The following is a 13,111-nucleotide window of genomic DNA, read 5'->3' as shown; positions in this document are numbered from 1 at the left end:
AGGAATTTTAGTTGCATTGTCGAATTTCTTATTTACAATAGAAAATAGAGAATACAGATGGAACTTAACCAATTGGATTTGAGGAGGAATTCGGTGTTGAAGAAAATAAAGGTGTGCGTCGTTGATGATAATAGGGAATTAGTAGGCTTATTAGAGGAATATATTTCATCCCAAGAAGATATGGAAGTTGCAGGGATTGCACATAATGGTCAAGAATGTTTAGATTTACTTGCATCAACAGATCCTGATGTCCTTGTATTAGATATTATTATGCCCCATTTGGATGGATTAGCTGTGTTGGAACGCCTTCGCAATTTGAAGAAAGGCACCTTGCCAAACGTAATTATGTTAACTGCATTCGGTCAGGAGGATGTTACCAAAAAGGCTGTAGAACTGGGGGCATCTTATTTTATTTTAAAGCCATTTGATATGGAAAACCTGGGGAATCATATTCGTCAGGTCAGCGGCAGAAGTGCTGCAATAACAAGAAAAGCACCTGCTGCTCAAGCTTACCGTGTATCGGCAGCAGAACAGAAGCCAAAAAACCTGGATGCCAGTATTACAAGCATCATCCATGAAATAGGAGTTCCAGCCCATATTAAAGGGTATTTGTATTTACGTGAGGCTATTTCCATGGTTTATAATGATATTGAACTATTAGGATCGATTACAAAGGTATTGTATCCTGATATAGCGAAAAAATATAACACAACTGCCAGCCGTGTTGAGCGTGCGATTCGCCATGCCATTGAAGTGGCTTGGAGCCGTGGAAATATAGACTCCATATCATCACTATTTGGTTATACTGTGAGCATGTCAAAAGCTAAGCCGACCAATTCTGAATTTATCGCTATGGTTGCAGATAAGTTGAGATTAGAACATATGGCTTCATGAAATGAATCAAAACAATAATAAAGAGCCTTCATTTTATGAAAATGAGGGCTTTTTTCGTTCCTATTCTGTGGTTACTAAAAATTTTGATGCATATGATAGGACTGTAGATTAAAATTACTTTTTTTGGTCCTTTTCCAGTTCCATTAATTTTTGAATTAAAATATGCTGTGGCATATGCATAATTTGCTCGATGGGAAGGTTTATTTTTTCCGATAATTTCATCGCTGTTTCAGGCGTAATTTGTAAAGGTTTCATTAAAATTCCTCCAATTAAATAAGTAGTTAGGAAGTGAAGGCATGACAGAAATTTTTGCTCACCGTGGTTATTCCTCTTTATTTGCTGAAAATACCATGAGTGCCTTTCATGAAGCGGAAAAGGCTGGAGCTGATGGATTAGAACTGGATGTACAATTGACAAAAGATGGCGAAATCGTTGTAATCCATGATGAAAAGGTGAACAGAACCACAAGTGGAAGCGGGTTTGTAAAAGATTTTTTATTTAAAGATATTCGCAAACTGAATGCCAATATAAAGGGCATAAAAAAAGAGACAATCCCATCCCTAATCGAAGTTTTTGATTGGTTGAAGACAAATACGTTGCTATGTAATATTGAATTAAAAAATGGGCTTCTCGCTTATGAAGGTATGGAGGAAAAAGTAATCGAACTTGTCCGAAATTACGGTTTATCAGACAGAATCATTATTTCCTCTTTTAATCATTATAGTATTGTTCATTGTTACAGGCTGGCGCCGGAAATTGAAACAGCCCCGCTATTTTTAGAAGGATTATTTATGCCATGGGTCTACGCCCAATCGATTAGAGCAAAAGGAATCCATCCGAAGTATTCAACAGTCAGCGACGATATCATTATCAGAACAATGGAAAATGAAATTGCCGTAAGGCCTTATACGGTTAATAATGATATTGATCTTCATCGGCTATTTAAAATTAACTGTACTTCCGTTATTACAGATGACCCAGTAAAGGCATTGCGAATAAGAAAACAGTTTGAAAAGAGGTGATAGCCCTCTTTTATCACAATCTCCAGCCCCAAGAAACGGATGCTGGAGTTTTTTTATTATTTTTGATTCCTGTTAGAACGTGGATTTCCTTGACTTCTAAAGCGCGCTTGAACTTTGTTTCTTTTTCGATCACGATGTAAAATAAATCCTGCAACAAATCCTAAGCCGCCAAGAAAGAGTATGAGTCCAATTAGAAATTGAAGGGTTAAATAGGGAATGGGCGGCTGCAGAATTCCAAAGGTCATATCACGCATTAATTTAATGCCAAATGCAGCCAAGAAACCCGGTATCAATAATATAATCAGTGCAATAATTCGCTGCATAAAAAATTCCTTCCAGATATTAATTAAAATAAGAAAAGCGCAGGCGCCTTGGTCAGCCTCAGGCATAGCACAAAACAAGCGGGCCGAAAGGATGTTCTTTAACCTTTTGGACGGTTTGGCTTGTGACATCGAGGGGCTAGGCGGGAGCTGGACCATTCTCAAGGCAATTTATAAATTCTAATATTAAGAAAAAGCTTCTCACGAAAATAATAGTACAACGAATATATTTGTCAAGCTAAACCTTTCGATATACAATAAATATGAAAAAAATTGCATGAATTTTGCTGCTTATTATGAAAAAAGTTTCCTGTTTTAATGAATGGAGGCTACAAAATGCAAAATGTAATGATTGTCGGGGCCGGAAAAGGTGGAACAGCGATATTAAAAATTTTAAAAGAAACAGAAGTATTAGATGTTTATGCAGTGGTAGACCGTAATACAGATGCACCTGGAATTTTGTTGGCACAAAAAGAAGGCATCAAAACTGGTGTGGACTGGCATTCCTTTTTATATGAAAACATCGACATCATTATCGAGGTTACTGGAGATGAGAAAATATTTCAGGAAATAAGAAGGAATAAACCAAGTAAAACCATATTAATTCCCGGAAGTGTTGCATTCCTTATATCGAAATTGATGGAGGAAAAGGAAGAACTTATCAAAAGGCATCAGCATGAGTCATACCAACAGGAATTAATTTTTAATTCCACGAATGACGGAATGGCAGTTATAGATAAAAGTGGGATAATCATTCTTTTTAATCGCCGGGCAGAAGAAATGATGGGAGTAAAAAAAGAGGATGCAATTGGTAATTATGTCTGTGAAGTGATACCAGAAAGCAGGCTTCCTCATATATTAGAGACGAGAAGAATTGAAGCAAACCAAGAAATGATTTTGAGCAATGGCCGAAAAATCATAACAACAAGAATTCCGATTATTGAAGAAAACGGTACACTTATCGGGGCCTTTGCCGTTTTTAAAGATATTACAGAGATTGTCGATTTGGCTGAAGAAATAACTGATTTAAAAGAAATCCAAACGATGCTGCAAGCCATTATCCAATCCAGCGATGAAGCTATTTCCGTTGTTGATGAAGACGGCCGGGGAATCCTAATTAATCGGGCTTATACCCGCTTAACCGGGCTTACAGAGGAACAAGTAATCGGGCAGCCTGCAACGGCTGATATATCCGAAGGCGAAAGTATGCATATGAAGGTTTTACAGACAAGAAAAGCCGTTCGAGGCGTCGCAATGAGGGTGGGGCCAAGCAAGAAAGAAGTGATTGTTAATGTTGCACCGATTATTGTAAATGGAAAACTAAATGGCAGTGTGGGAGTTATCCATGATATGTCAGAAATCAAATCGTTGAGCAGGGAATTGCATCGAGCACGACAAATCATTCGAACGCTTGAAGCAAAATACACCTTTGAAGACATTATCGGAAAATCCGGGGAAATGCTGTTGGCCATTGAACAGGCGAAGCTTGGTGCAAAAACTCCTGCTACCGTCCTGCTTCGAGGCGAATCCGGAACTGGAAAAGAACTTTTTGCTCATGCGATTCATAATGCAAGTGATAGAAAATATAACAAATTTGTTCGTGTCAATTGTGCGGCAATTTCGGAATCATTGTTGGAAAGTGAATTGTTCGGTTATGAAGAGGGAGCTTTTTCCGGAGCGAGAAGAGGCGGAAAAACCGGGCTTTTCGAGGAAGCGAACAATGGGAGTATTTTTCTTGACGAAATTGGTGAACTTCCTGCAAACACTCAAGCAAAACTTTTACGGGTTTTACAGGAAAATGAAATTATCCGTGTTGGTGGAACAAAACCAGTAGCGATTAATGTCCGAGTCATTGCCGCAACTAATGTGAACCTTGAAAAAGGAATTGCCAAGGGTACTTTTAGGGAAGACTTATACTATCGTTTAAATCGAATGCCCATACATATTCCCTCGCTAAAAAGGAGAAAAGAGGAAATTCCTTTATTATGTGATCGGCTTATTCAAAAAATTAATCGTGACTATGGACGTAATGTTGAAGGGGTTACTCATGCTGCCATGGCGGTATTATTGGGGTATGATTGGCCGGGAAATGTCCGAGAACTTGAAAATATTCTCGGGCGGGCTATTATTTTTATGAAATTTAATGAATCCTATATTGACGTAAAACACCTGCCTGAACTTAAAAATATCCCCCCTTTTCATAGAGAATCAGGGATATTGCAAAATCCTGATGATCAGGACCGGCCCTTATCAGCAATGGTTGAGGAGTATGAAGCAAGGATTATTCGTGACACGTTAAACCGATTAAATGGAAATAAAACCTTAACAGCTAAAACGCTTGGATTATCTGTCCGAAACTTATATTACAAACTTGATAAATTTAAACTTGAAAATAATAGCATGCAATAAATTTCATAGTATGAAGAAAATTGCATTTGAAAGGTTAAATAAATAAAGCGCTTTCAATATTTTGGGTTGGCATGATTCTTGCAATTTGTTTAATTGGAATTGATTTTGTAGTGGAAGGGTTGATGACAACTTGTTGCTGGATTCATTAATTGACAGAGCAACCCAACTAAAAAAAAATACTGTTGCAGTGGCTGTTGCAGAGGATTTCGTCGTTATTGAAGCGGTAATGGATGCAGTTGAACGAAATCTTGCCAATTTTATTTTATTTGGTAATCAGGAAAAAATTAATCAGATGATTGAGGCTAAGCAACTCAAAATAAAGTCAGATAAAAGTATACGGATTGTTCATGCAGGCACAAATGAACAAGCTGCTGGATTAGCGGTTAAAGCAGTTTCAAATAAAGAAGCAGATGTGTTAATGAAAGGGAATATATCGACCAATATTATCCTAAAGGCAGTGTTGAATAAGGATTATGGTTTAAGGACCGGCAATATCCTTTCACATGTTGCTGTTTTTCAAATCCCACATTATGACCGTTTTACAATTGTTACGGACTCTGCAATGAACATTTCTCCGGATTTGACACACAAGGCACAAATCATTAAAAATGCAGTTGCCATTGCAAATGGGATTGGAATTGAAACACCAAAAGTAGCTTTAATTGCTGCTGTTGAAACGGTAAATCCCTCCATGCAGGCAACTGTTGATGCTGCTGCATTAACTGTGATGAATAGGCGTGAGCAAATTACCGGATGTATTATTGATGGTCCGTTGGCATTGGATATTGCCGTTTCAGTTTTAGCGGCGGAACATAAAGCAATTAGTAGTGAAGTAGCAGGCAATGCAGATATATTGGTCGTACCTGCCATTGAGGTTGGAAACGTATTATATAAATCATTGGTTTATTTTGCAAATGCAAAAGTAGGAGCTGTGATTGCCGGTGCAAAAGCGCCTATCGTGTTAACCTCAAGGGCTGACTCCGCTGAAAGCAAGTTATATTCTCTTGCCCTAGCCATATGCTCTGTGGCAAACTAGTTTTTTCAATAATGAGGAGGAATTTTAATATGGAAATTTTCAAATATTTAGAAAAATACGATTACGAACAATTGGTATTCTGTCAGGATAAATCTTCAGGTTTAAAAGCAATTATAGCAATCCATGATACAACACTAGGTCCGGCATTGGGTGGTACTCGAATGTGGACATATGAATCAGAAGAAGCTGCAATTGAGGATGCACTAAGATTGGCTAGAGGAATGACCTATAAAAATGCAGCCGCCGGATTAAATCTTGGCGGTGGTAAAACGGTCATCATTGGTGACCCTCGTAAAGATAAAAACGAAGAAATGTTCAGGGCTTTTGGTCGTTACATTCAAGGTTTAAACGGCAGATATATTACAGCTGAAGATGTAGGTACAACTGTTGCCGATATGGATTTAATCCATGAAGAAACTGACTATGTTACTGGAATTTCCCCTGCTTTCGGGTCCTCAGGAAATCCTTCACCAGTAACGGCTTATGGTGTTTACCTAGGCATGAAAGCTGCAGCCAAGGAAGCCTTTGGAACAGATTCCCTCGAAGGAAAAGTAGTAGCTGTTCAGGGCGTTGGTAATGTTGCTTATACACTTTGCAAACACCTTCATGAAGAAGGAGCACAATTGATTGTTACCGATATTAACAAGGAAGCAGTATTGCGTGCTGTAGAAGACTTTGGGGCACGTCCCGTAGACCCTAATGATATATATGGTGTGGAATGTGATATTTATGCTCCGTGTGCCCTTGGAGCTACGATTAACGATGATACAATCCCTCAGTTAAAAGCAAAAGTAATTGCTGGATCAGCTAACAATCAATTAAAAGATACTCGTCATGGTGATGTTATCCATGAAATGGGAATTGTTTACGCACCTGATTATGTAATCAATGCCGGTGGAGTAATCAATGTAGCCGACGAGCTTTACGGATATAATCACGATCGTGCCTTGAAAAAGGTTGAACAGCTATACACGAGTATTGAAAAAATTATTGAAATTTCAAAGCGGGATTGTATCCCAACATACGTTGCAGCAGATCGCCTGGTAGAGGAACGGATTGAAAGAATGCGCAATTCACGCAGTCAATTCCTCCAAAACGGACATCATATTTTAAGCCGCAGAAAATAAAAAACAGTAAATAATACCCGACAATAGAGCGCTGAATGAAAATTCAGCGCTTTCCTTGGTAGAGACAAACTTCGCTCTGTTTAAAATTTGCTATTTATAGAAATTACTTTATTAGTGACCACTCAAATGTAAAACATTACCGATTGAAAAAATACACACTAAATAGACGGAAAATATATTTTCTTTGCGTCTTAATCTATCGATCACAAATTGGGGGTCAAACCGTGAAAGATAAAAAATATCGATTACTCATCATTAACCCTGGCTCAACTTCTACCAAGATAGGGGTTTTCGATAATGAAACTTCCATTTTTGAAAAAACGATTCGACATGACGCTGATTTGATTAATTCTTACCTAAATATTATTGATCAATACGAATTTAGAAAAAACACTATCCTGGAAACATTAGAACATGAAGGAATTAATATTTCCAAATTGTCCGCGGTTTGCGGACGCGGAGGATTGCTGCGTCCGGTAGAAGGCGGAACCTATGCAGTTAATGACAAAATGTTGTTAGATTTACGAAATGGATATTCAGGGCAACACGCATCGAATTTAGGTGGTATAATAGCATATGAAATAGCATCTGGTCTTAATATCCCGTCCTATATTGTGGACCCAGTTGTTGTCGATGAGCTCGACCCAATTGCTAGAATATCCGGTTTCTCGTTAATTGAACGAAAAAGTATTTTTCATGCATTGAACCAAAAGGCCGTTGCAAGAAGAGTGGCAAAAGAACTGGGGAAAAAATACTCAGACTTAAATTTAATTGTTACCCATATGGGTGGTGGAATTACCGTTGGGGTCCATAACCAAGGAAAGGTTGTAGATGTCAATAATGGTCTTCACGGTGACGGGCCTTTTAGCCCGGAACGTGCTGGAACCGTTCCGGCCGGAGATTTAATTGCCCTTGCGTTTTCGGGAGAATACTACCGGGAAGAAATTATGAAAATGCTGGTGGGCCAAGGAGGTCTTGTCGGGTATCTTGGAACAAATAACGCAGTTAAGGTTGAAGAAATGATTGAAGCAGGAAATCAAGACGCAAAGCTTGTATATGATGCAATGGCTTATCAGGTGGCAAAAGAAATTGGTGCTGCAAGTGCTGTTCTATTTGGAAAAGTGGATGCCATTGTTTTAACAGGCGGTCTTGCTTATGGAAAGGATTTTGTCCAATCCATTATTAATCGAGTGAATTGGATTGCAGATTGTATCGTCCATCCTGGAGAAAATGAACTTCAAGCGTTGGCTGAAGGAGCCCTTCGTGTCTTGCGTGGCGAAGAAGAGGTAAAAATATATCCTGATTCTTGTAAAGTAGCAAAATTTATTAGTTTGGGGAGGAAATATAATGGCACAAGAGTATGATTTGGTCATTCTTGGAGGAGGAACAGGCGGCTATGTTGCTGCAATCCGTGCCTCACAGCTTGGTTTAAAAACAGCAATTGTTGAAAAAGGAAAACTAGGTGGCACATGCTTACATAAAGGCTGTATTCCAAGCAAAGCCCTGCTTAGAAGTGCGGAGGTCTATGCTACTTCAAAACATAGTGAAGATTTTGGTGTAATCACAGGCGAAGTAACTTTTAATTTTACTAAAGTTCAAGAAAGAAAAACAAAAATCATCGATACTCTTCATAAAGGAGTACAGCATTTGATGAAACAAGGGAAAATCGATGTATATGAGGGATTGGGCCGAATTTTAGGTCCTTCCATCTTTTCGCCAATGCCTGGTACCATCTCTGTGGAAATGAATAACGGTGAAGAAAATGAAATGCTCATCCCCAAAAATGTAATAATTGCGACCGGTTCAAGACCAAAAACCCTTCCAGGACTTGAGATTGATGGAAACCAAGTAATATCATCGGATGAAGCGTTAGAGCTGGAAAACTTACCATCTTCCATCATCATTGTTGGCGGGGGAGTAATTGGTATTGAATGGGCCTCAATGCTATCTGATTTTGGGGTTGACGTTACGGTAATTGAGTATGCAGACCGTGTCATCCCTACAGAAGATAGAGATATTTCAAAAGAAATGCAACGGTTAATGAAGAAAAAAGGGATAAAGATTGTAACGGGTGCAAAGGTCCTTCCGGAAACTATTTTAAAAGGTGAAGAAGTGGCAATCTCTGCAGAAGTAAAAGGCAGTTTAAAAGAATTTAAGGCTGAAAAGCTCCTTGTTTCCGTCGGGCGTCAAACGAATACCGAAGGAATAGGACTTGATAATACCGAAATACAGCTTGAAAAAGGGAATATTGTCACAAATGAATTTTATCAAACAAAGGAATCCCATATCTATGCAATCGGAGATGTGATTGGCGGAATGCAGCTTGCGCATGTTGCATCACATGAAGGTATCGTTGCAGTTGAGCATATAGCGGGAGGAGATCCTTTACCAGTAGATTATAAATTAATCTCAAAATGTATTTATAGTAATCCTGAGGTTTCTAGTGTCGGTATTACTGAGGAGCAAGCGCTTAATTCTGGGCATAAAGTAAAAGTGGGCAAATTTTCATTCCGTGCCATCGGTAAAGCGCTCGTTTTTGGTGAATCGGATGGATTTGTGAAAATTATTGCCGATGAAGAATCCAATGATATTTTAGGGGTACACATGATTGGTCCCCATGTAACCGATATGATTTCAGAAGCTGGGCTTGCAATGGTATTAAATGCAACACCTTGGGAAGTGGCTCACACCATCCATCCTCACCCTACTCTATCAGAAGCAATTGGGGAAGCTGCACTAGCTGTAGATGGCAGAGCATTACACGGATAAACTTACTCCATTTACATTTTTTAAGCGAATCAAAAGGGAGGAATAAATTAATGGCTGAAAAGCGACATGATGCATTAGGTTTAAGTGATGAAAAAGTATTAGAAATGTATGAAACAATGGTCTTAGCCCGCCGTATTGATGAGCGGATGTGGTTATTAAACCGCGCAGGGAAAATCCCATTTGTTGTTTCATGCCAGGGCCAGGAAGCAGCTCAAGTCGGAGCGGCATTTGCACTTGATCTGGAAAAAGACTATGTACTCCCGTATTACCGGGATATGGGAGTTGTTTTAACATTTGGAATGACGACAAAGGATCTAATGCTTTCGGGATTTGCAAAAGCCGAAGATCCTAATTCAGGCGGAAGGCAAATGCCAGGACACTTTGGCCAAAAGAAAAATCGTATTGTAACAGGTTCTTCACCCGTAACAACTCAGGTCCCACATGCAGTAGGTGTTGCATTGGCCGGAAAAATGGAAGGAAAGGATTTAGTAACGTTTGTGACATTTGGGGAAGGGTCTTCCAATCAAGGTGATTTCCATGAAGGGGCAAATTTTGCCGGTGTCCACAAGCTTCCTGTCATTTTTATGTGTGAAAATAATAAGTATGCCATTTCCGTACCAATTGAAAAACAATTAGCGTGCGAGAAGGTTTCAGATCGTGCAATAGGCTATGGAATGCCTGGATTCACAGTGAATGGGAATGACCCGTTAGAAGTTTATAAAGTTGTGAAAGAGGCTGCTGACCGCGGCCGTCGTGGCGAGGGTCCGACTTTAATTGAAACGGTTTCTTACCGTTTGACACCACACTCTTCTGATGATGATGATCGATCTTATCGTGCACAAGATGAAGTGGCAAAAGCAAAAACCGAGGATCCGATTATTACATTTGGTGCTTACCTTAAGGAAACAGGTGTCCTGAATGATGACTTGGAAAAAGAAATCAATGATCGAGTAATGAATTTAGTGAATGAGGCAACTGACTATGCGGAAAATGCCCCGTATGCTGCACCTGAAGATGCAATGAAATTCGTTTATGGGGATATGTAAGGGGGACGTAACATGGCGGTAATTTCTTATATCGACGCGGTAACAATGGCCATTCGTGAAGAAATGGAAAGAGACCCTAAGGTATTTGTTCTTGGGGAAGATGTAGGGAAAAAGGGTGGCGTATTTAAGGCCACACAAGGATTATATGAACAATTTGGAGAAGAGCGGGTGATTGATACACCGCTTGCTGAATCAGCCATTGCTGGTGTAGGAATCGGTGCAGCCATGTATGGGATGCGGCCGATTGCAGAAATGCAGTTTGCTGATTTTATCATGCCTGCTGTAAACCAAATTATTTCAGAAGCAGCGAAAATTCGCTACCGTTCAAATAATGATTGGAATTGCCCGATTGTCATCCGGGCGCCATATGGCGGTGGTGTACATGGGGCTCTGTACCATTCCCAATCGGTTGAAGCAGTGTTTGCGAATCAACCAGGTTTAAAAATCGTTATGCCATCAACTCCTTATGATGTGAAAGGATTATTAAAAGCAGCGATTCGCGACAATGATCCAGTTCTCTTCTTTGAACATAAACGAGCCTATCGGTTGATTAAAGGGGAAGTTCCGACTGATGATTACACTCTCCCAATTGGTAAAGCTGACGTGAAACGTGAAGGTGATGACATTACGGTCATTACTTATGGTCTATGTGTTCATTTTGCCCTTCAAGCAGCTGAAAAATTAGCTAAGGACGGAATTTCAACCCATATTCTTGATTTAAGAACTGTTTACCCGTTGGATAAAGAAGCAATTATTGAAGCTGCTTCTAAAACTGGGAAGGTACTGCTCGTTACGGAGGACAATAAAGAAGGCAGTATCATGAGTGAAGTATCTGCGATAATTGCCGAAAATTGTTTATTTGAATTGGATGCGCCAATTAAACGTTTAGCAGGACCAGATGTACCGGCTATGCCGTATGCACCTACAATGGAAAAATATTTTATGGTAAACCCGGACAAAGTTGAAAAAGCAATGCGTGAATTAGCAGATTTTTAAAGGTGAGCTAGGGATGAAAAATAATCCGCGGTAGTAAATGCACTAAAGGAGGTTTCATGCTTTGGTATTTGAACAAATAAAAATGCCTCAACTAGGGGAAAGCGTTACAGAGGGTACCATTAGTAAATGGCTAGTTTCTGTTGGGGATAAGGTAAATAAATATGACCCGCTTGCAGAGGTCATGACGGATAAGGTAAATGCAGAGGTTCCGTCTTCATTTACAGGAGTAATAAAAGAACTGATTGCCGCAGAAGGGGATACATTAGCTGTGGGCGAAATCATTTGTATGATTGAGATAGAGGGCGGCGAAAATGAAGGTGCAACAACAGAAGCAGCTCCTATACAAGGTAAAGCAACAGATACAGTCATTCCAGCTGCATCAAATGGAAATATTGGCAGATATTCCCCAGCAGTTTTAAAACTCTCACAAGAGCACGGAATTGACTTGGCTAAAGTGCAGGGAACAGGTGCAGGTGGAAGAATTACAAGAAAAGATTTGCTAAAGTTGATTGAGTCCGGGAATATTCCAGTAGCTGGAACGAAAACTGAACCAGCCAAACAGTCTGTTATTCAGCCTTCAGATGTAAAGAAAACCGAACAGCCTGTAGCAAGTCAGCAGACAGTTGCACTAAAAACAGCTGCACCGTCTGTAAATGTGCCGGTTGAGACTGGGGACATTGAAATTCCGGTTACAGGTGTACGCAAAGCAATTGCCGCCAACATGCTGCGCAGCAAGCACGAAGCCCCTCATGCCTGGACGATGATAGAGGTTGATGCGACTAATTTGGTAGAGTATCGTAACTCTATTAAAGACGAGTTTAAGAAAAAGGAAGGCTTCAATTTAACTTTCTTTGCTTTCTTTGTAAAAGCAGTTGCTCAAGCACTAAAGGAATTCCCGCAGATCAATTCGATGTGGGCAGGGGATAAGATTATTCAAAAAAAGGATATTAATATTTCGATTGCGGTTGCAACGGATGATGCTCTCTACGTTCCGGTTATTAAGCAGGCCGATGAAAAAACGATTAAAGGGATTGCCCGTGAAATCTCCGAACTTGCTGTAAAAGTAAGAGCAGGAAAGCTGAAGTCTGAGGATATGCAGGGCGGTACATTTACCGTGAACAATACCGGTTCATTTGGCTCGGTTCAATCAATGGGAATCATTAATTATCCGCAGGCAGCGATTCTGCAGGTTGAATCGATTGTGAAGCGTCCGGTCGTTATGAATAATGGGATGATTGCCGTACGTGATATGGTGAATGTATGTATGTCTCTTGACCATAGAGTCTTAGACGGTCTTATTTGTGGCCGTTTCTTACAAAGAGTAAAAGAAATACTAGAAAATACTTCGAGATCTACAACATCCATTTATTAAAAAATACCGCCAGTTTTGGCGGTATTTTTCTTAAAAGTAAAGAAAAAATTTCGTCTTTTAGAATTGTCTAGCGCAAGCGTCCTGCCCCTCGAGGGAAAAAATGAACTGCTTTTTTCCTAG

The 13,111-nt window shown here is 39.7% G+C and carries 12 protein-coding genes; 10 read left to right on the top strand and 2 right to left on the bottom strand.

All coding sequences use genetic code 11. The annotated features are described in order from the left end of the window. The first annotated feature begins 96 nt into the window (after nt 1-96). Complete coding sequence (spo0A, locus tag BIV60_RS17550) at nt 97-894, top strand: sporulation transcription factor Spo0A (protein WP_071356999.1); 798 nt, start codon at nt 97-99, stop codon at nt 892-894. Between the two features lie 114 nt (nt 895-1,008). On the opposite strand, the gene BIV60_RS17545 is transcribed toward spo0A, so the two are convergent. Beyond that, nucleotides 1,009-1,149: a YycC family protein gene (locus tag BIV60_RS17545; protein ID WP_071356998.1), complete on the bottom strand. Its 141-nt coding sequence runs from the start codon at nt 1,147-1,149 to the stop codon at nt 1,009-1,011. Nucleotides 1,150-1,190: 41 nt separating this feature from the next. Between BIV60_RS17545 and BIV60_RS17540 the strand changes: the two genes are divergently transcribed. Further along, nucleotides 1,191-1,916 (top strand): glycerophosphodiester phosphodiesterase, encoded by a 726-nt coding sequence (locus BIV60_RS17540; RefSeq protein WP_071356997.1) that lies wholly within the window; start codon nt 1,191-1,193, stop codon nt 1,914-1,916. 56 nt (nt 1,917-1,972) lie between these two features. On the opposite strand, the gene BIV60_RS17535 is transcribed toward BIV60_RS17540, so the two are convergent. Further along, entirely contained in the window at nt 1,973-2,239 is a 267-nt protein-coding gene (locus BIV60_RS17535; RefSeq protein ID WP_071357049.1) for a DUF2627 domain-containing protein, read from the bottom strand. Nucleotides 2,240-2,572: 333 nt separating this feature from the next. On the opposite strand from BIV60_RS17535, the gene BIV60_RS17530 reads away from it, so the two are divergent. From BIV60_RS17530 to BIV60_RS17495, 8 genes are all read left to right on the top strand, one after another. Then, nucleotides 2,573-4,645, top strand: a complete 2,073-nt coding sequence (locus BIV60_RS17530) for a sigma-54 interaction domain-containing protein (RefSeq protein WP_071356996.1) — start codon at nt 2,573-2,575, stop codon at nt 4,643-4,645. Between the two features lie 130 nt (nt 4,646-4,775). Beyond that, nucleotides 4,776-5,681, top strand: coding sequence for a phosphate butyryltransferase (gene yqiS, locus BIV60_RS17525; protein ID WP_071356995.1), 906 nt, complete (start codon nt 4,776-4,778; stop codon nt 5,679-5,681). Between the two features lie 29 nt (nt 5,682-5,710). Then, a complete protein-coding gene (gene bcd / locus BIV60_RS17520) occupies nt 5,711-6,808 on the top strand; it encodes a branched-chain amino acid dehydrogenase (protein WP_071356994.1) in 1,098 nt (365 codons plus the stop codon). A 224-nt stretch (nt 6,809-7,032) separates the two neighbouring features. Then, on the top strand, nt 7,033-8,172 hold the full coding sequence (buk, locus tag BIV60_RS17515) for a butyrate kinase (RefSeq protein ID WP_071356993.1): 1,140 nt from the start codon (nt 7,033-7,035) through the stop codon (nt 8,170-8,172). Beyond that, the gene (gene lpdA / locus BIV60_RS17510; protein ID WP_071356992.1) at nt 8,156-9,577 is read left to right on the top strand and encodes a dihydrolipoyl dehydrogenase; all 1,422 of its coding nucleotides are present in this window, start codon (nt 8,156-8,158) and stop codon (nt 9,575-9,577) included. The genes buk and lpdA overlap by 17 nt, the downstream gene beginning before the upstream one ends. 50 nt (nt 9,578-9,627) lie before the next feature. After that, entirely contained in the window at nt 9,628-10,623 is a 996-nt protein-coding gene (locus tag BIV60_RS17505; RefSeq protein WP_071356991.1) for a thiamine pyrophosphate-dependent dehydrogenase E1 component subunit alpha, read from the top strand. A gap of 12 nt (nt 10,624-10,635) precedes the next feature. Beyond that, nucleotides 10,636-11,619: an alpha-ketoacid dehydrogenase subunit beta gene (locus tag BIV60_RS17500; protein WP_071356990.1), complete on the top strand. Its 984-nt coding sequence runs from the start codon at nt 10,636-10,638 to the stop codon at nt 11,617-11,619. 82 nt (nt 11,620-11,701) lie between these two features. Beyond that, nucleotides 11,702-12,991, top strand: coding sequence for a dihydrolipoamide acetyltransferase family protein (locus BIV60_RS17495; protein ID WP_071357048.1), 1,290 nt, complete (start codon nt 11,702-11,704; stop codon nt 12,989-12,991). The last annotated feature ends 120 nt before the right edge of the window (nt 12,992-13,111 follow it).

This window comes from Bacillus sp. MUM 116 (assembly GCF_001866655.1).
Lineage (GTDB): Bacteria > Bacillota > Bacilli > Bacillales > Cytobacillaceae > Neobacillus.
The sequence above is the reverse complement of the archived record's forward strand: the minus strand, read 5'-3'. Positions and strand labels throughout refer to the sequence as shown.